21 protein-coding genes are annotated in these 21,384 nt (G+C 69.6%); 13 read left to right on the top strand and 8 right to left on the bottom strand.

Annotation, left to right across the window (positions count from 1 at the left end; genetic code table 11):
- From ACAH41_RS09525 to ACAH41_RS09495, 7 genes are all read left to right on the top strand, one after another.
- Positions 1-500, top strand: a 500-nt coding sequence (locus ACAH41_RS09525; protein WP_370538269.1) for a hypothetical protein, incomplete at its 5' end; no start/stop codon positions are given.
- On the top strand, positions 497-1,942 hold the full coding sequence (locus tag ACAH41_RS09520) for a sigma 54-interacting transcriptional regulator (RefSeq protein ID WP_325649600.1): 1,446 nt from the start codon (positions 497-499) through the stop codon (positions 1,940-1,942). The genes ACAH41_RS09525 and ACAH41_RS09520, both read left to right, overlap by 4 nt.
- 185 nt (positions 1,943-2,127) lie before the next feature.
- Complete coding sequence (locus ACAH41_RS09515) at positions 2,128-3,723, top strand: glucan biosynthesis protein G (protein WP_325649602.1); 1,596 nt, start codon at positions 2,128-2,130, stop codon at positions 3,721-3,723.
- A complete protein-coding gene (mdoH, locus tag ACAH41_RS09510) occupies positions 3,696-5,930 on the top strand; it encodes a glucans biosynthesis glucosyltransferase MdoH (protein ID WP_325649604.1) in 2,235 nt (744 codons plus the stop codon). Before ACAH41_RS09515 ends, mdoH begins: the two co-directional genes overlap by 28 nt.
- A 164-nt stretch (positions 5,931-6,094) precedes the next feature.
- Positions 6,095-7,192 carry an MBL fold metallo-hydrolase gene (locus ACAH41_RS09505; RefSeq protein ID WP_325649661.1) on the top strand — a complete coding sequence of 366 codons (1,098 nt, stop codon included), beginning with the start codon at positions 6,095-6,097 and terminating at the stop codon, positions 7,190-7,192.
- A 37-nt stretch (positions 7,193-7,229) separates the two neighbouring features.
- A complete protein-coding gene (locus tag ACAH41_RS09500) occupies positions 7,230-7,496 on the top strand; it encodes a helix-turn-helix domain-containing protein (protein WP_325649607.1) in 267 nt (88 codons plus the stop codon).
- 63 nt (positions 7,497-7,559) lie between these two features.
- Complete coding sequence (locus ACAH41_RS09495; protein WP_325649608.1) at positions 7,560-8,267, top strand: SAM-dependent methyltransferase; 708 nt, start codon at positions 7,560-7,562, stop codon at positions 8,265-8,267.
- Between the two features lie 6 nt (positions 8,268-8,273).
- On the opposite strand, the gene ACAH41_RS09490 is transcribed toward ACAH41_RS09495, so the two are convergent.
- The 3 genes from ACAH41_RS09490 to ACAH41_RS09480 all read right to left on the bottom strand — a co-directional run bounded on the left by ACAH41_RS09490 (position 8,274) and on the right by ACAH41_RS09480 (position 12,052).
- The gene (locus ACAH41_RS09490; RefSeq protein ID WP_325649609.1) at positions 8,274-8,951 is read right to left on the bottom strand and encodes a DUF2087 domain-containing protein; all 678 of its coding nucleotides are present in this window, start codon (positions 8,949-8,951) and stop codon (positions 8,274-8,276) included.
- Between the two features lie 243 nt (positions 8,952-9,194).
- The gene (locus ACAH41_RS09485) at positions 9,195-10,673 is read right to left on the bottom strand and encodes a pitrilysin family protein (RefSeq protein WP_325649610.1); all 1,479 of its coding nucleotides are present in this window, start codon (positions 10,671-10,673) and stop codon (positions 9,195-9,197) included.
- On the bottom strand, positions 10,673-12,052 hold the full coding sequence (locus tag ACAH41_RS09480) for a pitrilysin family protein (RefSeq protein WP_325649611.1): 1,380 nt from the start codon (positions 12,050-12,052) through the stop codon (positions 10,673-10,675). Before ACAH41_RS09480 ends, ACAH41_RS09485 begins: the two co-directional genes overlap by 1 nt.
- A gap of 128 nt (positions 12,053-12,180) precedes the next feature.
- On the opposite strand from ACAH41_RS09480, the gene ACAH41_RS09475 reads away from it, so the two are divergent.
- Both ACAH41_RS09475 and ACAH41_RS09470 read left to right on the top strand, forming a co-directional pair.
- The gene (locus tag ACAH41_RS09475) at positions 12,181-12,903 is read left to right on the top strand and encodes a YafY family protein (RefSeq protein WP_325649613.1); all 723 of its coding nucleotides are present in this window, start codon (positions 12,181-12,183) and stop codon (positions 12,901-12,903) included.
- 104 nt (positions 12,904-13,007) lie between these two features.
- Positions 13,008-13,289: a hypothetical protein gene (locus tag ACAH41_RS09470; RefSeq protein WP_325649615.1), complete on the top strand. Its 282-nt coding sequence runs from the start codon at positions 13,008-13,010 to the stop codon at positions 13,287-13,289.
- 63 nt (positions 13,290-13,352) lie between these two features.
- Here ACAH41_RS09470 and ACAH41_RS09465 read toward each other — a convergent pair whose 3' ends face one another.
- Positions 13,353-14,780: a tetratricopeptide repeat protein gene (locus ACAH41_RS09465; protein WP_325649617.1), complete on the bottom strand. Its 1,428-nt coding sequence runs from the start codon at positions 14,778-14,780 to the stop codon at positions 13,353-13,355.
- A gap of 36 nt (positions 14,781-14,816) precedes the next feature.
- A complete protein-coding gene (locus ACAH41_RS09460; RefSeq protein ID WP_325649619.1) occupies positions 14,817-16,244 on the bottom strand; it encodes an amidase in 1,428 nt (475 codons plus the stop codon).
- 298 nt (positions 16,245-16,542) lie between these two features.
- Between ACAH41_RS09460 and ACAH41_RS09455 the strand changes: the two genes are divergently transcribed.
- From ACAH41_RS09455 to ACAH41_RS09445, 3 genes are all read left to right on the top strand, one after another.
- On the top strand, positions 16,543-16,920 hold the full coding sequence (locus ACAH41_RS09455) for a hypothetical protein (RefSeq protein WP_325649621.1): 378 nt from the start codon (positions 16,543-16,545) through the stop codon (positions 16,918-16,920).
- A gap of 336 nt (positions 16,921-17,256) precedes the next feature.
- Positions 17,257-17,670 carry a hypothetical protein gene (locus tag ACAH41_RS09450; protein WP_325649622.1) on the top strand — a complete coding sequence of 138 codons (414 nt, stop codon included), beginning with the start codon at positions 17,257-17,259 and terminating at the stop codon, positions 17,668-17,670.
- A gap of 192 nt (positions 17,671-17,862) precedes the next feature.
- Positions 17,863-18,279, top strand: a complete 417-nt coding sequence (locus ACAH41_RS09445; protein ID WP_325649623.1) for a hypothetical protein — start codon at positions 17,863-17,865, stop codon at positions 18,277-18,279.
- A 191-nt stretch (positions 18,280-18,470) separates the two neighbouring features.
- Here the strand turns inward: ACAH41_RS09445 and ACAH41_RS09440 are convergent, their stop codons facing one another.
- Both ACAH41_RS09440 and ACAH41_RS09435 read right to left on the bottom strand, forming a co-directional pair.
- Complete coding sequence (locus ACAH41_RS09440) at positions 18,471-18,746, bottom strand: hypothetical protein (RefSeq protein ID WP_325649625.1); 276 nt, start codon at positions 18,744-18,746, stop codon at positions 18,471-18,473.
- A 78-nt stretch (positions 18,747-18,824) separates the two neighbouring features.
- Entirely contained in the window at positions 18,825-19,010 is a 186-nt protein-coding gene (locus ACAH41_RS09435; RefSeq protein ID WP_325649626.1) for a hypothetical protein, read from the bottom strand.
- Between the two features lie 124 nt (positions 19,011-19,134).
- Here ACAH41_RS09435 and ACAH41_RS09430 point away from each other — a divergent pair, with 124 nt between their 5' ends.
- Positions 19,135-20,106, top strand: a complete 972-nt coding sequence (locus tag ACAH41_RS09430) for a LysR family transcriptional regulator (protein ID WP_325649627.1) — start codon at positions 19,135-19,137, stop codon at positions 20,104-20,106.
- A 3-nt stretch (positions 20,107-20,109) separates the two neighbouring features.
- Here ACAH41_RS09430 and ACAH41_RS09425 read toward each other — a convergent pair whose 3' ends face one another.
- A complete protein-coding gene (locus ACAH41_RS09425) occupies positions 20,110-21,306 on the bottom strand; it encodes an amino acid aminotransferase (protein WP_325649629.1) in 1,197 nt (398 codons plus the stop codon).
- Between the last annotated feature and the right edge of the window lie 78 nt (positions 21,307-21,384).

Genomic DNA, 21,384 nt, shown 5'->3' with positions numbered 1-21,384 from the left:
CGGCGCCGGCCAGCGTGCCCCCGGCCCCGCCGCCGCCGGCCTCGGCGCCGCATGACCCGATTGACGACGCCGGCCGCCAGCTGCAAGCCTGGCAGGAAGAGTTGCGCCAGTCCACGCCGGAGCAGGTCGCCTTGCAGGCTTCGCGCCTGGCCGCCGAGCCGGCGTTGCCGCCCACCGCGCTGCACCTGGCGCTGTTGTGGCTGAACACCCGCGCCGCTGGCGATTCGGCGCGTGCCTGGGGCGTGCTGGACACGCTGCAGAAGCAGGCCGATCCTTCCGCCCAGCCCTGGGCCTTCTGGGCCCGGCTGCTGCTGCCGCGCGCGGCCGAGCAGAAGCGGCTGGAGGAACAGCTGGACCGGCAGGCCGCGCAGATGCGCGACACCCAGCGCCGCATCGACCAGCTCAATGGCCAGCTCGAAGCGCTGAAGGCCATCGAGCGTTCGCTGGCACCGCGCCGGCCGGGCGAGAAGCCGGCGGACCGGCCCGGGGAAGGCAAATGAGCCCGCCCGCCAGCGCCGCCGGCGCGGCTGCCAGTGCCGCCAGCAAGACCCGCATCCTGGTCGTCGACGACGATGCCGACCTGCTGCGCCTGCTGTCGCTGCGCCTGAACGCCGCCGGCCATGCGGTGACGGCGGTGGCCAGTGCCGAAGAAGCGTTGGCGCGACTGGATGTGCTGCGGCCGCAGCTGGTGCTGAGCGACGTGCGCCTGCCGGGGCTGGACGGGCTGCAGCTGTTCGACGCGGTGCAGACCCGCTACCCCGGGCTGCCGGTCATCCTGCTGACCGCGCACGGCACGATTCCCGATGCGGTGGACGCGACGCTGCGCGGCGTCTTCAGCTACCTGACCAAGCCTTTCGACGGCAAGGACCTGCTGGCCGCGGTGGACCGTGCGCTGGCCGTCTCTACCGCCGCGCGCCCGGCCGCCGGCAACAAGCCGCGCGACGCCTGGCGCGAGGAGATCGTCAGCCGCTCCGCGGTGATGGACGAGGTGCTGGCCGAGGCCAGGCTGGTCGCCGCGGGTGATGCCTCGGTGCTGATCCGCGGCGAGAGCGGCAGCGGCAAGGAGCTGCTGGCGCGGGCCATCCACCGTGCCGGGCCGCGCGCCGACGGGCCGTTCGTGGCCGTCAACTGCAGCGCCATTCCCGAGGCGCTGCTGGAATCCGAGCTGTTTGGCCACGTGAAAGGCGCGTTCACCGGCGCCGTCACCAACCACCGAGGCCTGTTCCAGAGCGCGCACGGCGGCACGCTGTTCCTGGACGAGATCGGCGACATGCCGCCGGCGCTGCAGGTCAAGCTGCTGCGCGTGCTGCAGGAGCGCCAGGTGCGGCCGGTGGGCGCGCAGCAGTCGATTGCGGTCGACGTGCGCATTCTTTCGGCCACGCACCGCGACCTGGAAGCGGCACTGGCCAGCGGCGAATTCCGCGAGGACCTCTACTACCGGCTCAACGTCGTGACGCTGACGCTGCCGACGCTGGCCGAGCGGCGCGAGGACATCCCGCTGCTGGCCCAGCATTTCCTGCAGCGCCTGGCCTCCAAGTACCACAAGAAGCTCAACGGCTTCGCGCCGGACGCCTTGAGTGCGCTGGCCACCGCCGCTTGGCCGGGCAATGTGCGGCAGCTGCACAACGTGGTCGAGCAGGTCTGCGCGCTGGCCACGGCGCCGCTGATCCCGCTGGCGCTGGTACAGCGCGCGCTGCGCGTGCCGACTGTGGAAGTGCTCACTTACGCCGAGGCCCGCCGCCGCTTCGAGCACGACTATCTGGTTGGTCTGCTGAAACTGACCGATGGGCAGGTGGCCGACGCCGCGCGGCTGGCCGACCGCAACCGGACCGAGTTCTACCGGCTGCTGCAGAAGAACGGCCTGACGCCCGGCCTGTTCCGCAGCGAGTCGCCGGATGGCGACAGTGATGCGGCGGCGCAGCAACCGCCTGTCGCCGGCTAGCGACAGCGTATTTTCTGAACAAAATCAATCACTTGCGAAACAGCGGAAAGTCGCTCCCGGTAAGCTGTCGCTGAACGGCGACGCTTTTCTCCCCCGAAAGGGGGTTCTGGCCAGGTTGATTTCGACAAGTCATTGATTTAAAAGGAAAAAATAGGTTGGCACAGGCTTTGCGGTAAAGCACCGCAATGACCACTTCCGCCAACCCCTCTTTGCCTCGTATCGGCCGCCGCCGCTGGCAGGCTGCGGTGCTGGCCCTGCCGCTGGCGCTGCTGGCGCAAGCCGCCGCTGCAGCGATGGACCTCGACACGCTGGCCGAAAAGGCCCGCGTGCTGGCCGCGCACCCGTACCAGCCGACGCCCGGCAGCACGCCGCAGGCGCTGAAAGACCTGAGCTACGACGAGATGCGGTCCATCCGCTTCAAGCCGGCGCGCGCGGTCTGGCGCGAGCAGCAGTTGCCGTTCGAGCTGATGTTCTTCCACCTCGGCAAGTACCAGACCGAGCCGGTGCGCCTGCATGAGCTCAACGGCGACAGCGAACGCAACTTCAGGTTCCAGGCCGCCGACTTCAGCTACGACTTCAAGAAGACCTTCGACCCGGCCGCCTGGGGCGACATCGGCTACGCCGGTTTTCGCGTGCACACCCAGATGACGCCTGGCGCGACCTACAAGGACGAACTGGTCGTCTTCCAGGGCGCCAGCTACTTCCGCGCTTTGGGCGCCGGCCAGCACTACGGTCTGTCGGCCCGCGGCTTGGCGGTGGACACCGCTGGCGGCCTGAAGGGCGAGGAATTCCCGCGCTTCACCGACTTCTGGCTGCAGCGCCCGGCGGCCGATGCCAAGTCGCTGGTCGTGCTGGCGCTGATGGACTCGCCGCGCGTCACCGGCGCCTACCGTTTCGACATCACGCCTGGCGTGACCACGCAGGTCAGCGTGCACGCGAAGCTGGTGCTGCGCGAGACCCGGGAACCGATCCGTGCCCTCGGCATCGCGCCCTTGACCAGCATGTTTTCGTTTGGCGAGAACCAGCCGCACCGCAGCGACTTCCGCCCCGAAGTGCATGACAGCGACGGTCTGATGATGGCCACCGGCGACGGTGAATGGCTGTGGCGCCCGCTGCAGAACCCCAAGTCCACGCTGACCACCTCGTTTGCGATGCGCTCGCCCAAGGGCTTTGGGCTGATGCAGCGCGACCGCAATTTCAGCAGCTACGAAGACAGCGAAGCCAGCTACGAGCGCCGGCCTTCGGCCTGGATCACGCCGCTGGGCGACTGGGGCACGGGCCGGGTCGAGCTGGTGCAACTGCACACGCCGGACGAGACCAACGACAACATCGTCGCCTACTGGGTGCCGGCCACGCTGCCGGCCCCGGGCCAGGTGCTGGACATGGCGTGGCGCGTCGACTGGCAGGGCGAGCAGCAGCAGCGCCCGCCGGCCGGCTGGGTCACGCAGACCCGCGTAGGCAGCAGCTACGCGACGCTGAAGGACAACGAGCATCAGCTCATCGTCGACTTCACCGGCCCGGCGCTGGAAAAGCTGGCCGCCTCGGCCGCCGAAGTGCCGGCAGGCGCCAAGCAGGCCGCGCTGCGCGCGGTGGTCTCGGCCGACGGCAACGGCCGCATCGAAGAACAAACCTTGTACCGCGTCAGCGCCAACGGCGCCTGGCGACTGGCCTTGCGCGTGATGACCGTCGACCCGACGAAGCCGGTCGAACTGCGGGCCTTCCTCCAATCTGGCAACGACACCGTGAGTGAAACATGGACGCATCTCCTGACAGCGCAATGAAGCGCGCACGCGGCAACACCGCGTCGTACGCACGCCCCGTCGTGGCCAGCGCCACGAACGGTTCTTCTTCCAACGTGCCCGGCATGCCGGCCATCCATCGCGGCAGCATGGTGCCCACGCGCTGGCTGGGCGTCGCCGCCCGGCTGCGCGGCGAGCAGGCCGCGGCCGATGCGCCATGGCGCGACAGCGTCGCCAAGCTGGAAGCCCAGCCCAAGGCGGCCTGGGAAGCCGCTGCGGCCAAGCGCCGCAACTGGCTGATGTTCTGGACCCTGGGCGCCAGCATGATTGCCGCGGGCCTGATGTGGAGCTCGCAGCCGGGTGCCGGCAGCGACGTGCTGGAAGCCGCGCAGCTGGCGCTGTTCACGCTGCTGTTCGCCTGGGTCTCGGCCGGCGCCGTGACCGCGGTGATGGGCTTCATCGTCACGCTCAAGGGCGACCCGCATGCGCTGTCGGCCAAGTCGGTCGAAGGTTTGACGCTGCCAGCCGATGCGCGCACCGCCGTCATCATGCCGATCTGCAACGAAGACGTCGCCACCGTGTTCGCCGGCCTGCGCGCCACCTGCGAATCGCTCAGCGCCACCGGCGCGCAGCGCGCCTTCGACATGTTCGTGCTGTCCGACACCAGCGACCCGACGTTGCGCGCCGCCGAGCTGCGCGCCTGGCACGCACTGCGCCAGCAGCTGACGGACGCTGGCAGCGAGCTGCGCGTGTACTACCGCTGGCGCCAGCGCCGCACCAAGCGCAAGGCCGGCAACGTGGCCGACTTCTGCCGCCGCTGGGGCAAGGACTACCGCTACATGGTGGTGATGGACGCCGACAGCGTGATGAGCGGCGACACCCTGGTCACGCTGGCCCGCTTGATGGAAGCCAACCCGCGTGCCGGCATCCTGCAGACCGCCCCGCGCGCAGCAGGCCACGCCACGCTGCACGCCCGCGCGCAGCAGTTCGCCAGCCGCGTCACCGGCCGCCTGTTCACCGCCGGCATGCAGTTCTGGCAGCTGGGCGAGGCCCATTACTGGGGCCACAACGCGATCATCCGCGTCGAGCCGTTCATGCAGCACTGCGGCCTGGCCACGCTGCCGGGCACCGGCGCGCTGGCCGGCGAGATCCTGTCGCACGACTTCGTCGAAGCCGCGCTGATGCGCCGTGCCGGCTATGAAGTCTGGCTGGTCAATGACCTGGAAGGCAGCTACGAGCAACAGCCGCCGCACCTGCTGGCCGAGCTGCAGCGCGACCGCCGCTGGTGCCAGGGCAACCTGCAGAACGCCCGCCTGATCGCCGAACCCGGCCTGAAGAGCGTGCACCGCGCGATGCTGGGCACCGGCGCGATGGCCTACCTGTCGGCCCCGCTGTGGCTGGCCTACGTGGTGCTGGGTGTCACGCTGTGGCTGACCGGCGCCGGCGACAACACGCCCACGCTGCTGGCCGGCCGTTCGGTCGCCACGCTGTGGGCCTCCACTGCGCTGATGCTGGCGATGCCGCGCGTGCTGGGCGTGCTGGCGGTCATCCTGCGCGGCGAGCAGGCCGAGTTCGGCGGCAGCCTGAAGCTGATCGGCAGCTCGGCGCTGGAAGCCGGCATGTCGATGCTGCAGGCCCCGCTGCGCATGGCCGCGCACAGCCTGTTCGTGATCGGTGGCCTGACCGGCTGGAAGCTGGAATGGACCTCGCCTCCGCGCGAAGCCAGCGACCTCAGCTGGGGCGACGCGACCCGCCGCTTCGGCCCGCTGAGCGCCGTGGTCGGCCTGCTGCTGGCCGCGATCTACGCGGCTTCGCCGGTGGCTGCGCTGTGGCTGCTGCCGATGGGCCTGCCGCTGCTGCTGGCCATTCCGTTCACGGTGATGAGCGCCCACGGCGCGCTGGGCCAGCGCCTGCGCAATGCCAATTGGCTGCTGATCCCCGAAGAAGCCCGCTCGCCCGCGGTGCTGCGCCAGGCCTGGCACTACGCCCACCACTACGCGGCCCAGCCGGTGCTCAAGGGCGCTGCGCTGCTGGCCGACCTGCCGCGCCTGGCCTCGCTGGCGCTGCAAGCCGTCGGCCCGCGCCGCACCGGCCGCGGCCTGCGCGGTGAGCAGCGCCGCCAGCGTGTGCTGCAACTCAGCCGCAGCAACCAGCCGGCCGCGAAGTCCGAGCAGCTGCGCTTCCTGAACGAACCGCACAGCCTGCGCCTGCTGCACGCAGCGATGGCCGGCAACGTGATGCCGCACTGAGCGAGTCAGTCGCCAGAACAAAAAGGGCACGTCGCAGGGCGTGCCCTTTTGTCCGTTCTGGGGACATGCGGTTTCCGCATGAGCTTATCGGGTCGGTTCGGGGCTGAAGGCGGCGCCAGGCATGTGATCATCGCGCTGGCTTTCCATCTCCGGCCTGCACCATGCTGATCTTTCGCCAACTCTTCGACCCGACCTCGTCCACCTACACCTACTTGCTGGGCGACAGTGCCAGCGGCGAGGCCTTGCTGATCGATCCGGTGTTCGAGCAGGTGCCGCGCGACCTGGCGCTGGTGCAGGAGCTGGGCCTGCGCCTGGTGGCCACGCTGGACACCCATGTGCACGCCGACCACGTCACAGGCGCCTGGCGCCTGCAGCAGCGCTGCGGCAGCCGGATCGCGCTGGCCGAGGCGGCGGGCGCCGAACTGGTGGACCGGCCGCTGCGCCACGGCGACCGCGTCGCCTTTGGCGAGCGTTTCCTCACCGTGCGCGCCACGCCCGGCCACACCAACGGCTGCCTGACCTACGTGCTGGACGACCAGCGCATGGCCTTCACCGGCGACAGCCTGCTGATTCGCGGCTGCGGCCGGACCGATTTCCAGCAAGGCAGCCCGCAGCAGCTCTTCGCCTCGGTGCGCGAACACATCCTCAGCCTGCCCGAGGACTGCTTGCTGTACCCGGCGCACGACTACCGCGGCGTCACCGTCACCAGCGTGGCCGAGGAGCGGCGCTTCAACCCGCGCCTGGGCGGCGACGTGGACGAAGGCGACTTCACCGGCTACATGAACCACCTGGGCCTGCCGCACCCGAAGCTGATGGCGGTCGCGGTACCGGCCAACCTGCGCTGCGGCCGGCCCGAGGGCGACGCGCCACCGGCTGAGCAGCCCGGCTGGGCGCCGCTCACGCTGCGCTTCAGCGGCGTCTGGGAGATCGAGCCGATGGCCTTGCTGGAGCGAGCCGGTGAGGTGCAGATCGTTGACGTGCGCGAGCAGCCGGAATTCCTCGACCGCCTGGGCCACCTCTCGGGTGCGCATCTGGTGCCGCTGTCGCAGTTGCTCAGCCGGCTGGACGAGCTGGACCGCGAGCAGCCGGTGGTCGCGGTCTGCCGCTCTGGCGTGCGCTCGGCCCAGGCCAGCGTGTTGCTGAGCAAAAACGGCTTCGCGCGCGTGGCCAACCTGGCCGGCGGCATGCTGCGCTGGCACAGCGAGTCGCTGCCGGTGGCGCCGGGCAGCATGGCGGCAACCGGTGAACTGCCGGCCGGCTGAAGCGTTTTTCGGTCCGCCGTGCGGCGAGAATCCGGCGATGGCGCAAGGCAAACGGATTTCGGTCGACATTGGCGAAGAGGCCCTCCAGGCCATCAAGGACCTGGGGGCGGCCGCCAGGCTGGCGCGCACTGCCGCTGGCGAGGGGCAGGCCGCGGCGGCAGCCCGGCTGGGTGTGCATGTGCAGACCATCGGCCGCATCGAGTCCGGCGAGCCGGGTGTGGCCATCGGGCACGTGATGGGCATGCTGGCGCTTTACGGCATTTCGACCCGGCTGCAGCCGCCGGCCGGCGAGCAGGTGGCCTGAGGCCCCATACTCGGCCACCTTTTCCCTCTTCGAGGCGCTCCGCGCGGGCTTCGTGCCCATGCCGTGCCAGGCTATCTCACCAAGCAGGAAGACATCGCCGTTGACGGCGTGGCGTCGCTGACGATCCGCTCGCTGCTGGACCGCAACCAGTTTGCCGATCCGCTGGGCATTGCCGAGCGCCTGGGCATTTCGTCCGCGTCGTGGTCGCTGTTCGGGTTGCTGTGGCCATCGGGCCAGTCGTTGGCCGCGCGCATGGCGCTGCGCCCGGTGCGAGCCGGTGAACGCATCCTGGAGCTGGGCTGCGGGCTGGCGCTGGCCAGCCTGGTGGCGCACCGCCGCGGCGCGGACATCACCGCCAGTGACCGCCACCCGCTGGCCGATGGTTTCCTGCTGGAAAACCTGCGTCTCAATGGATTGCCACCAATGAAATACCGCCACGGCGACTGGGTGCTGGTCGACACAGCAGGCCCGGTGGCGTGCGACCCCGACGCAGCAGCGTCCGTCGCCGGTCGCTTCGATCTGCTGATCGGCAGCGACCTGCTGTACGACCGCGACGCCAGCGCCGCGCTGGCCGGCTTCATCGGCCGCCACGCGATGGCGCAGGCAGAGGTCTGGATCATCGACCCGGACCGCGGCAACCGGGCAGTCTTCAACCGCCTGATGCTGGCGCAGGGTTTCGAGCGGCGCGAAGAGCGGCTGGACCGCGTCGCCTCGGCGGGCGTGCTGGCCTACAAGGGCCGCGCGCTGCTGTACCAGCGCGGCGGCCCGTAAGAAGCATCAGCCCGCGCGCTGCGCTCGCTTCTGCTGGCCGCCGCGCAAGGCGCGCAGCAAGCCCTGCACTTCGTCGCTGGGCCGTTGCGGGTTCTTCCAGTAGGCCGAGCAATCCGGCAGGCGGCTGATCAGCTTCATCTCGACCAGTTCGCGCCGTGGCGTGACGTGGTCACCCCAGGTGGTCCAGGCTTTCAGCAGCTCGTTGACCTCGCGTTCGGTGTAGCGGCGGTTGGGCTCGAAGCGGGTCCACAGCGCCCACATCGCCAGCCGCTGCACGCTGAACTTGTGCGGCCAGCGGGCCAGCCGGCCCCAGGCGTCGAACTGCGTCAGTGCCTTGGCGGCGTTGGGGCTCAGCGGCTCGCGCGGGGCCGCGGTCTCTTCGTTGGCCGCCGGTTCGGGCAGCGCGGTCGCGGCCCAGGGGTCGGCGTCAGCAAACGTGGTCACTGCCGCAACTGGCGCGGCCTGCAAGGCCTGCAGGTTGCGGTGGCCGGCGGCGCGGGCCAGCATGTTGAGCAGCTGTAGGTGGCTGGGCGCCGTGTCGCCCAGCGCACCTTGCGCGTCCAGGTGATCGCTCAGCTCACGCCGCAGCGACTTGGCAAAGTTCGACAGGTCGTCGCAATGCAGCGGCTGCAAGCGGCGGCCACGTGCGGCCGTTTCGGTAGAAGAAGGACTGGATTCAGGCATCGGTGCACTCCTGCGTGCGCGCGCCGCTCTCGCGAACGGGCTGGGGTCACCGGCTTGCAGCGGCGCACGCCAAAGGCGTGGAACCGAAGGGTTGCGAATCAACCAAGAGGATCAGGGCAGGTTTAGCTTGCAGCAAGCATCCGAAAAAGAGCCGCTGCACGGTGACGCCTGGGTGAACTGCCGACCAGGCGCGCAGTGTAGCGGAGCGGCCGGTGGCAGTGCGCGCCACCGGCCGTTGCGCGTTCAGGGCTTCTTGGCCAGCCCCGGCGCTTCCAGGTCCAGCTGTGCCGCGTCCAGCACCAACGCCTTGTCGTCCAGCTTCTTCAGCGCGTCGCCAGCGGCGGCGAGGTCGCCCACCACCAGCGTACGCAGCGAAGCCTGCGTCCAGTGGCCGGCGGCGTAGCTGCGCACCTGTTCGGCGGTGACGGCCATGACTTCGGGGGCGTGCTTTTGCGCGTCGCTCAGCGGGCGGCCGCGGGCGATCAGGTCCATTGCGACGGCGCTGAGGCCGCCGGTGGTTTCGATCTGGCGGCCGAAGTTGCCGACCAGTGTGGCCTTGCGGGCGTCCAGCTCCTCGGCAGCCGGCACTGCCTCGCCCATCTTCACGACCTCGCCGCGCATCAGCTCAACGACCTGCGCCGCGGTGGCGTTGTTGGTCTGCGTGGCAGCGCTGAGCGTGCCGCCCACGGCCTGGAAGTCCTGTCCGGCCGAGGCGCCGTAGCTCAGGCCGCGCTTGATGCGCACTTCCTGGTTCAGCCGCGCCGAATACCCACCGCCCAGCACCGCGCCGGCCACCTGGGCCACGCGGCGGTCCGGCGCGTCATAGGCGACCGAAGGCGCCATCACGACGACGCCACTCTGCCCTGCGCCCGGCAGGTTGACCAGCACGGTGGCCGGCGTGGCCGCCGAGGCCGGCTCGTTGCGCGCTTCGGGCAGGGCCATGCGGTTGCCCTTCCAGGCGCCGAGCTGGCGCGTGGCCAGCGCCACGGCCTGTTCCAGCGTCACGTCGCCCGAGACGACCAGCGTGGCCAGCTCGGGGCGCAGTTGCTGCTGGTGGAAGGCCAGCACGTCCTTGCGCTGGATGCGGGCCAGGCTGGCCGGCGTGGTCGAGCCGCCGAAGACGCTGGCGCCCCACCAGGCACGGCGCGCGGCCAGGCCGGCCAGCGCCATCGGGTCGCTCAGGCTGAGCTTGAGCGCATCGGCAGTCTGCTCGCGCAGCCGGCCGAGTTCGGCTTCGGACAGCGTGGGGTGCAGCGTCGCGTCGGCGATCAGCGCGGTGGCGTCGGCCAGCTTGGAGGTGGCGACGGTCATCGTCAGCGCCGAGCCGCGCCAGTCGGCGGCCGAGTCCAGCGTGCTGCCCAGGGCTTCGGCCTGGCGCGCGATCTGGGTCGCGTCCAGCGCCTTGCCGCTGCGCGTCGCGCCCTTGGTGCGCAGCGCGGCCGTCAGGCTGGCCAGGCCGGCGTGGCCATCGGTGTCTGCCGCGGCGCCCAGGCGCAGGTGCAGCGAGACCGAGACGATGGGCAGCGCATGGCGCGGTGCGACGACCACGCGCACGCCATTGGGCAGCTTCGCCTCCTCGAAGGCCGGCACGACCAGCGGGCGCGGCGTGCCGGGTTCGGGCGGGGCGTCCACGCCGGGCGTGAGGGCCCAGGCGCCTGCGGCGAAAGCAGTGACCAACAGCGCCGCGACAGGGCGCAGCATCAGGTTCAGCGAACGGCTCATCACTTCGCCTCCTGGGTGTAGAACAGCGTGACGGCGGGCTTGCCGATCACGTACTGGCGCAGCACGCGCTGCACGTCGGCCGCAGTGACGGCCTGCAGCTCGGTCAGCTCGCGGTTCACAGCTTCCGGATCCTTGTCGTGGATCATCGCCCAGCCGATGGACGTGCCACGGCCCAGCGAAGTCTGGCGGCCGTTCAGCGCGGCGGTCAGCAGCTGGGTCTTGACCTTGTCCAGTTCGGCGGCGGGGATCGGGCCCTTGGCCAGCTTGGCCAGCTCGGCGTGCAGCGGTGCCACCAGGCTTTGCGGCTGGCGCTGGCCGGAGGCAATGGCGTAGACGGCAATGGCGCCAGCGTCGGTGTGCAGCATCGGCTCCATGCCGGCGGACTGGGCGATGCGCTGGCGGTAGACCAGCGACTCGTTCAGGCGCGACGACTCACCGCCGGCCAGCAGGCCCTGCAGGACCTGGAACGCGGCGGCGTCCTTGTCGGCCGCGTTGGGCGCCTGCCAGATCAGCACGGCCGCTGGCAGCGGCACGTTCGGGCCGGTCAGCGCGACCTGCTTGGACTGCGTGCGCACCGGCTCCTTCACGTTCACGCGTGGGATCGGCGTGTCGGGCTTCTTCAGCGGGCCGAAGTAGCGGTCCACCCACTGGTCCAGCTGTGCGCCGTCGAAGTCGCCGGTGATGATGAGCACCGCGTTGTCAGGCCGGTAGAAGGTCGAGTGAAAGGCACGCACGTCATCCAGCGAGGCCGATTCCAGGTCCTCGATGCTGCCGATCACCGGCCGCTTGTATGGGTGGTCGATGAAGGCATTCGGCGCCATCGCCTCGAACAGCCGGCCGTAGGGGTTCGCCAGCACACGCTGGCGGAACTCTTCTTCCACCACCGCGCGTTCGCTCTTGAAGTTCGCCTCGTCAACGTTCAGGTTGACCATGCGCTCGGCCTCGGCCCACAGGATGCGCTCCAGGTGGTGCGAAGGCACGGTTGCGAAGTAGGCGGTGACGTCCTCGGCGGTGAAGGCATTGTTCTGGCCACCCACGTCCTCGGTCAGCCGGTCGAACTGCTCGCTCTTCATGTAACGCGTGCTCTTGAACATCAGGTGCTCGAAGAGGTGCGCAAAACCGGAGCGGCCGACCGGATCGTCCTTGCCGCCCACGCGGTACCAGACCTGCACGCTGACGCTGCCGCCGGTGCCACCGGGCTCGGCAATCACTTCCAGGCCGTTGGCCAGCGTGCGGCGCTTGAACTTCATCGGCGCGACGGCCAGGGCGGCGGGCGCCGGCGCAGGGGCCGCGGCGGCGACCCAGGCCGGCAGCGCACCGGCGGCGGCCAGCAGGGCCGCCCGGGCAAGCCAGGCGCGCCGGCTCGTTTGCAAAAGCATGCAGTTCTCCGAGAGAAATCGACAGCTTCGCAGGATACAAAGATTTATCGCACGCCCCTCTCCCACGAACGGTAAATGCGTCAGCGGCGGTTCATAAACTGTCGCCATGTGTTCGAGCTCTGCCTTCCATGCGCCGCGCTGACCGGCTGTTCCAGCTCGTGCAGCTGATCCGCGGCCGCCGGCTGTCCACCGCCGCCTGGCTGGCCGGGCGGCTGGAGGTGTCGCTGCGCACGCTGTACCGCGACGTGGCCGACCTGCAGGCGCAAGGCGTGCCGATCGAAGGCGAAGCGGGCGTGGGCTACCGGTTCGGTGCGGGCTACGAGCTGCCACCGCTGATGTTCAGCACCGAGGAGGCCAAGGCGCTGGTGGCCGCGGTGCGCATTGCCGGGCCGCGCATGGACGCGGCGCTGGTGGCGCAGGCCGAAAACGCGCTGTCCAAGATCCTGGCGGTGCTGCCGAGTGCAGCGCGTACCGCCGCCGAGGCGCAGGTGCTGTTCGTGCCGGCCGTGGGGCCGGACGCGGTGACGCTGACGCGGCTGGCCGTGCTGCGCCAGGCGGCCGAGTCCCGCCACCTGCTGCGGCTGCTGTACCGCGACCAAGGCGGCGCGCCGTCCGAGCGCAAGGTGCGGCCTCTGGGCTGTTTCTTCTGGGGCGCGGTGTGGACGCTTGGCGCCTGGTGCGAGCTGCGGCAGGATTTCCGCAACTTCCGGCTGGACCGCATCGTCGACGCCGAACGGCTGGACGACCGCTTCCGGGACGACGCCGGCCGCACGCTGGCCGATTTCCTCCGGCACTCGGAGCGCAGCGGCTGGGCGGCGGCCCGGGCGGCGGGGCCGGTGCCGCCGGGTTGAACGGCGGCCGGCCAGGGTTTGCCCGAAACAGGGTGGGCCTGATGTTTGCATGGGGCTTGCTGCCTGTCTCTTATCTGTCTTCCTCATTCCGGGAGGCCCGCGCCATGATGATTGCCGATTCCATTGGCCCCGTTTCGCAGCTGCGCAGCACGCTGGCGCAGCTGGAGGCCGGCACGTTGCGGCCGGACGTGACCTGTGTGCGTTTTCGCATGGCCACGCTGCAGTGGCACAACCTGCCGGACCGCTACTCCACCGTGCTGGAGCGCCTGCTGGCGCCGCTGGACACGGCCATGATGCTGGGCGACGAAAGCTGCAGCTTCAGCCGCGCCGATGTGGTGCAGGCCTTGCACCAATGGCTGGATCACGCCGAACAACTGCCGAGGTAGGGCGCCCGGCGCCGGCCAGCGCTGCACCGGCCATCGGCATGCGGAACCGCCGAAAACCGGCGCTCAGATGCCCAGGTGCAGGCGGTCCGCCCAGTGGCGGGTCAGCGGCGTCACCACCGGCTTGGCCATCAGGCGTTCGTTGAGCAGCGCGCGGCCAATCGGCGCGTGGCGGGCTTGTGCGGCGGCGGCCATCAGCGTCTGGTCCATCAGGTCGCGCTGCAGGTGGCTGCCGCCGAGGCGGCGCAGCTGGGGGCGCACTGCGTGCAGCTGCTGCACGGCAGCGTCTGAATCGCCGCGGGCCAGCGCCAGCAGGCCACGCATCGCCGGCAGGCCGACTTCGCGGGCGGTGGTGTGGTTGCTGCGGCGCACGTCTTCGGGCTGCATCGCGCGCTCGGCGCAGCGCGCCAGCCAGCCTTCGGCCTGCAGCAGCTCGCCCGCACCGATGCAGGCCAGCGTGACGTGCAGGTCGGTGAAGGCCCGGTGGCCGGCTTCGCCGACCGGTGGTGACCAGCCGCGCAGCAGTTCGACAAAGCGGGCGCTGACGTCTTCGCCCATCAGGTGCATGCGCCACAGCAGCGACACCGCGTCGAACTGCTGGAAGCTGCTCTGCAGCAGGTCGCCGGAAAAGTGCGCGTCCAGCAGCCGGTGCGCGCCGGGCAGGTCCAGCGCTTCGAGCCGGAACAGCCCCATGTGCCACCACAGGTGGCTGGCAAAGGCATTGCCTTCGGCCCAGTTCGGCTGGTGCTGGCGCAGCCAGGCGTTGCCGTCTTCCAGCCGGCCGCTCATGTGCAGCACATGGGCCACCGCGTGCACTGCCCATGGCACGCTGGCGCCACCGGCCACGGCACGCCGGCCAGCGTCTTCGGCTTGCGGGTAGCAGTTGTTCTCTTCCAGTCCGAAGGCGTAAAGCCCCAACACCTGCGGGAACAGCGGGTCGGCTTCGTCCCACTCCGGCAGCACCTGGGCCGGGCGGCTGCGCAGGCTGGCGGTGTCGCCCTGCAGGTAGTCCCACTGGTGGGCCCATTGCAGCGCCAGCGCGTCGCGCGGGTGTTCCAGCAGCAGGCCGTCCCAGCGCCGGCAGGCCAGCTGCCAGCGGCCTTCGGTGATGGCGCGCAGCGCTTCGAGGTGGGCGCGTTCGCGCTCGGGGGCGTTGGCCTGCAGCGGCTCGGCCTGGTCCAGCAACTGGCGGGCCGGGGCGAGCTGGCTGGCCTCGCTCAGGCCCAGCAGGTAGCCGGCTTTCATGATGCGCGGCAGGCCCCAGCCGGGATCGGCGGCGATGGCGGCGTCCAGGTCGGCCAGCGGCGTTTCGCTGAAGGACATCATGCGCCACAGCGCGGTCTCGGCCCGGTCGGCGGCTTCGCGCGAAGCGGTGCCCAGGCGCTGGTCGCGGGCGTCGCGCAGCTGGCTGGCGACGGGCGACGGGATGGGGGCGGGGGCGCCGGTGGCGGGAGGAACTGCAGGCGGCGGGGATTCGTCGACCGGAGGGGGCATGGCAGGAATGTAAGCCAGCGCGGGCGCTGCGCTTTTTCAGCTCCTTGGCGGCGGTGGCGTTGGCCAGGGCCGCAGGGCAGGGCGCAGGCGTTCCCACAGCGCGCCCAGCTGCAGCACGCCCAGGTCGTCATGCCGGCGACCGATGATTTGCAGCCCGATGGGCAGGCCGTCGGCGTCGTGCCCGGCGGGCACCGACAGTGCGGGTTGCTCGCTCATGTTCCACGGCAGCGTGTAGGCGATGTGCTCGAAGGGCCGCGCCGGGTCGTTCAGCGGGCTGGCCTGCTCGGCCGGGAAGGCCACGTCGGGGCTGACGGGCGAGAGCACGCAGTCGAAGCGGTGGGTGGCCGTGACCGCGGCGTCGCGCAGCGCGGCGATCTGTGCATGGCCCAGGAAGACTTCGGCGGCGCTGAGCTGCTGGCCGCTGGCGATCCAGTCGCGGATGTAAGGCAGCACCCTGGCCTGGCGTTCGGCCGGCAGCGTGGCGTAGTCCATCCACGAGCGCATGCGCCAGAAGCGGTCCAGGCCCTGCACCATGGCCCGGGTGCTGACGGGCCCCAGCAGCTCGACGATGGCGCCCTGCGCCTCGAATGCGCGGGCAGCGGCCTCGATGGCGGCGCGCACCGCAGGCTGCAAGGCGTCGCCCCAGCCGGCGTCCAGCAGCAGGCCGATGCGCAGGCCGGTGGCGGCGCGGCCGCTGTCAGCCTGCTGCGCGCGCTGGCCGTGTTCGGCCCAGGCGATGGGCTGCGCGGGCAGGCTGGTCGCGTCGCGCCAGTCGGGCCGGCTGAGGATCTGCATCGCCAACGCGGCATCGGCCACGCTGCGGCAGATTGGCCCGGCGACGCGGCCGGCGTACGGCGGTTTGATGGGAATGCGGCCCAGGCTGGGCTTGAAGCCGACCACGCCGCACCAGCTGGCAGGCAGGCGGATCGAGCCGCCGATGTCGGTGCCCAGGTGCAGCGGGCCGTAGCCCGCGGCGGCTGCGGCCGCTGCACCGGCGCTGGAGCCGCCCGGGTTCTTGCGCAGGTCCCAGGGGTTGCGTGCCAGTTTGTGGAAGCTGGACAGGCCGGAACTCAGCATGCCCCAGTCCGGCATCGTGGTGCGGGCCACAAACACCGCACCGGCCTCGCGCAGCCGTGCCGCCGGAGGCGCGTCTTCGGCAGCCGGTGTCAGCGCGGTGGCCGCGCAGCCCAGCGGCTGCGGCACGCCACGGGTGGCGATGTTCTCCTTCAGCGTGACCGGCACACCGTCCAGCGGCCCCAGCGCCGCACCGGTGGCCCAGCGCGCTTCGGACGCCGCGGCCATGCGCAGCGCCTCGTCGGCGTCCAGCGCCCAGGTGGCGCACAGCTGCGGTTCCCAGGCCTCGATGTGGGCCAGCACGGCGCGTGTGACATCCACAGGCGAGAGGGTGCGGGTGTGGTACAGCGGCGTCAGTTCTGTCGCACTCAGGGCATGCAGGTCGGCCAATTCGAGACTCCTGTTTGGCTTTTGGTGGCCATGTCCCCGATTTGGTGACTTGACCTTGATCAAGGGCTGACGCCGGGTGTTACACGATCTTACCCAGCACGGCCGCCACCGATGAGGGCGATGAACCGTGACAAAGTCCCGCCGCGCCGGCTGACATCCCCCATGATCAAGGGGGACGGGGCAGGATGCTGCCCATCGAGAATGGCTGCTGGCGACGACGTGAGACAGGTGTCTCTGGGTGTATCGCGTTCTACTGCGCGGGCCGTTGCCTCAGAACCACTACCGAGGAACTGTTTTCATGATCAAAAAGTTTGCCACTGCTGCCGCGCTCGCCGCTGCCATGGGCGCAGCCCAGGCCTACGTGCCCGCCGCTGTTTCCATCGACGGCACCTGCGACACCTTCGTGGACCTGACCACCGAAGGCACCCAAGGCGCCGCCGGCACCTGGGTCAACAGCTGCACCGGCTTCAGCATTCCTGCTGGCGGCGCACAAGTCCGCTCGGGCTCGCAGATCCGCATCGGCTACGTGCTGGGCACCACCGGTGCCACCGGCCTGGCCTTGTCTTCCGGTCACGAAGTGACCTGGTGGCTGCGCGACGATCACTCTGCCGTCATGTACAACTACCAAGGCGTTGTCGTGTTCACCGGCACCTGGACCGCGATCCAGCCGAAGTAAGGCGATCGCCCGCGGCCTGAGCCGTGACCAGGGCTTTGCGCCCATTTGAAACACCCGCCCCGGCGGGTGTTTTTCATTCAGGGCAGTGATTTACACACGACGTGAAAGTGATTTTTCCCACCGCCATCCCGGCCCGTTGCGAGATTGTGCTGCCCCCGTGAGAGAGGCCTGCCGCAGTTGTCACGGCGATTGGCGAATGCCCCTAGGTCTAGGGGTTTAGGGAAAACACTTTGAAACACAAAAGGCTTTGCGTAACTCTATCGATCAACTGTCCTTGGGCCGTTTTGCGCATTGGCGCGGGCAGTTGATCCAAACCTCAAACAGGAGAGTTGCGATATGTACAAGAAACTGGCCACAGCCGCTGCGTTTGCGGCTTGCATGGGCGCGGCCAACGCTGCCCTGCCACCCGCGATCTCATTGGGCGATGCCTACTGTGATTACCTGACCAACCTCACGCCCCTGTCCGACGGCGGCTACGCTGGCACCTGGGCCAACGTCTCGTGTTCGGGCACCGCGGTGCAGATTGGCGGTGGGGTCTCGCCGGCCTACGGCTCCCAGGCTGCCGGCGTCGTCATGGGCTCCCAGGGCCTGGCCACGCAGACGCTGGGCGGCCACGAAGCCACCGTCTGGGTCACGGAGGACGGCAAATGGCGCATCTACAACTACCAGGGCGTGCTGATGCGCGCTGGCATGTGGACCCCGCGTACCGCATTGCAGTCCGGCGGCCATCAGGCGGTGCTGGCCGACTGAGCGCGGCAAAGGCTTCCAGCCACAAACAGTGGGGGACGCTTCCGGACACCGGAATACCGCATGCGGCATGAACGCCGTTGCGAGTTTGTTTCGAATCCGCAGATTTGCGAACCCGTCCTTTCAATTTCCTGAAGAGTGCGCCTGCGCGGTCCTTTTGGCATTTGCAGGTGCACCAGGCAGAGGAGTTTGCACATGTTCAAGCAATGGGTAATGGCATCGGCGCTGGTGGCAACCGCTGGCGCGGCGCATGCCTTCGTGAACGCCACCATCAAATTCGATGGTTATTGCGATGGCTTCAGCGACCTGACCACGGAAGGCAGCACCGGTGCCGCCGGAACCTGGCAGAACCTGGACTGCGCCGGCAGCACGGCGACCGGCGGCGGCGCCCAGGTGCGCAACGAGGCGGGCCAGGTCGGCTACACGCTGGGTACCACGGGCGTGGCGGTGCTCACCGGTGGCAGCGAATTCACCTGGGTGATCCGCGGCGACAGGACCTGGATGGTGTACTCGACCAGCGGGCAGTACCTCAATTCCGGCACATGGTCGCCACGGGCACGTCCGTGGGTGGCGCCGCTGAGCGGCGAAAGCCGCCCGTCCTGGCGCCCGTGAGTCGGCAAGCCGCCGCAGCGCTTGGCGCCGCGCCGATGCAAGGGGCGCAACGCTGCCGCCACAACCCGCCTCGGCGGGTTTTTTCACGCCTTCAATGCCCTGTGCGAGGCTTGTCTGCCCAAAAGCAGAACACCCGCCGGAGCGGGTGTTGGTCAATTCGCTGCGCTGCAGGCGCAGCGTGCATCCTGGTTTCAGGCCGAGAAGTGCACGTCGCTCTCGTGGCGTGCGGCGGCGGCGCGCAGGTCGGCAGCAAAGCCGGGGTCGGTGCGCTCCCAGTGGCGGGCCAGTTCACGCACTTGGTCGGCTTCGGCCAGGCGGCTCATTTGAGCTGCCGGGCGGGCATCGCCCTTGATCAGGCGGCTGAGCAGGCGGCCGGCGGCGAAGAACAGGTCAGCGCCGAGTTGGGCACCGCGGGGGATGTTCAGCGCCGGGCCGTGGTTGAAAGTCTGGGAAGTGATGGCACTCATGGTGTCGCTCCTGAAAGATGGCAACTGGCGAGAATTCAGCAAGTGGCGTATGCCAGAAGGCGCCACCGTGTTGCCGCGTCAGGGGCGGCGAGGTTCGAAGGTCACACCCATCATCTGCATGTGCTGGGCAGCGCGGCGGTTGCCGTAAGCCTCCATGACACGCCAGACCAGGGCCAGCTTCTGCTTCAGACGCTGCAGCACAACCTGGCGCAGCGATGCGGCACGGTAGGCGGCGGTGCTGTGATGGGCGGTGGCGGTTTGCATGACTGAGGCTCCGTAGAAGCAGGCTTTGAGGCTGCGATGGGTTGAATCCTAGGGTTTTCCCTTTCAATGGTCTACTGAATAGTGTGCAGCATAGGTATGCACGCTATTGATATGACTGCCGCCTGTGAACTTCCGCACGCTTGACCTGAACCTGCTCCGCATCTTCGACACCGTGATGGCCGAGGGCAGCCTGACGCGTGCGGCCCAGGTGCTGGCAATGACGCAGCCCGCCGTCAGCCACGCGCTGAAGCGCCTGCACGACGCCGTGGGCGAGTCGCTGTTCCAGCGCAGCGCGCGTGGCATGAAGCCCACGGCGAAGGCCGAAGCCTTGTGGCCGCAGGTGCGCGCGGCGCTGGCCGGCCTGCAGCAGGCGCTGGCCCCTGGCACCTATGACCCGACGGTCGAGCCGGGCAACTTCCGGCTGGCGATGGTGGATGCCACCGCGGTGCTGCTGATGCCACGCGTCATCCAGAGCATCGAGACGCAGCGTGCGCTGGCCAACCTGCGCGTGCAACCGCTGACCACGCGCGACCCGCGCCAGCTGCTGGAGCAGGGCGACGCGGACCTGGCGGTCGGCTATTTCCCGGACGTGATTGCCGCGCTGCGCTCGCAGGGCGACGACGCGACGCTGCGCCAGCTGCGGCTGTACGACACCCGCTACGTTTGCGTGATGCGCCAGGGCCACCCGCTGGCGCAAGGCGCGTTGACGCTGGACGACTTTTGCGCCGCGCACCACCTGCTGGTGAGTTTTTCAGGCCGCGCGCACGGCTTTGTGGACCAGGCCCTGTCCGGCCTGGGCCGGCGCAGGCGCATCGTGCTGACGGTCAACCAGTTCCACACTGCCGGCCAGGTGGTGACCACCTCGGACCTGCTGACGGTGCTGCCGCGGCGCTTCCTTGCGGCCACCGGCTACGAGCACAGCCTGGTCATCAAGGCCTTGCCTTTCCAGCTCGGCCGGGTGCATGTGGACATGCTGTGGCACATGCGGCGAGATGCCGACCCGGCGCATGCCTGGCTGCGCGGGCTGATCGCGCAAGGGCCGCTGGCGGCGGACCCGGACGAGGCCGTCGCAAGGGTCGATGAATCGGCCGCTTGAGGTTCAGTTGGCCAGCACTGCCGCCATCGCCTGCGCGGTGCGCTCGACGTTGTGGCTGTTCAGCCCGGCCACGCACATGCGGCCAGAGCGCAGGATGTAGACGCCGAATTCTTCGCGCAGCCGGTCCACTTGTGCCGGGCTCAGCCCCGTGTAGCTGAACATGCCACGCTGGGTCAGGAAGTAGCCGAAGTCGCGGCCCGGCACCTTGGCGCTGACGATGGCGTGCAGTTGCTTGCGCATGGCCTGGATGCGCTCGCGCATGGCATCCAGCTCCAGCGCCCAGGCGTTGCGCAGCTCGGGCGAGCCCAGCAGCGTGGCCACGATCTGGCCGCCGTGCATCGGCGGGTTCGAATAGTTGCGCCGCACCGTGAACTTCAGCTGGCCCAGCACCAGCGCCGCTTCGGCCTTCGTTGGGCAGACCACGCTCAACGCGCCGCAACGCTCGCCGTACACGCTCATGCTCTTGGAGAACGAGTTGGCGACGAAAAACGCCAGCCCGGCGCCGGCCAGTGCGCGCACCGCAAAGGCGTCCGCGTCCATGCCGTCGCCAAAGCCCTGGTAGGCCAGGTCCAGGAAGGCCAGCAGCTGGCGCTCGCGCAGCACCGGGATCAGCGCTTCCCACTGCGCCGGCGTCAGGTCCACGCCGGTCGGGTTGTGGCAGCAGGCATGCAGCAGCACCACGCTGCGCGCCGGCAGCTCGCGCAAGGCGCCCAGCATCGCGTCGAAGCGCAGGCCGTCGGTCGCGGCGTCGTAGTACGGGTAGGTGTTGACGGTCAGACCGGCGCCTTCGAACACCGCCTTGTGGTTGTCCCAGGTCGGGTCACTGACCCAGATCGCGGCTTCGGGGAACCATTGCTTGATGAAGTCCGCACCCACCTTCAGGCCGCCGCTGGAGCCCACGCTCTGGATCGTCGCCACGCAGCCTTCGGCCAGTGCCGGGTGATCGGCTCCGAACAGCAGCTTCTGCACCTCGGTGCGAAACGCCGGCAGGCCTTCCATCGGCAGGTAAGGCTTGGGGCCCGTCTGCTGCGCCACGCGCTGCTCGGCCTCGCGCACCGCGGCCATCACCGGGATGCGGCCTTCGTCGTCGAAGTAGATGCCGATCGACAGGTTGATCTTGTCCGCCCGCGGGTCCTTCTGGAAGTCTTCGTTCAGCGAAAGAATGGGGTCGCCAGCGTAGGGCGGGATGTGCGCGAACATGCGGAAGATTCCTGTCAGTGAGTGAACCGGGAAGGGGTGGACATTATCCCGCCCCGATCTTCCCCGCGTTCAGGCCCG

The sequence above is a fragment of the Ideonella sp. genome (assembly GCF_041287625.1).
Classification (GTDB): domain Bacteria; phylum Pseudomonadota; class Gammaproteobacteria; order Burkholderiales; family Burkholderiaceae_C; genus Ideonella.
Note: the sequence above shows the minus strand (reverse complement) of the source record. Positions and strands in the feature narration are given on the sequence as shown.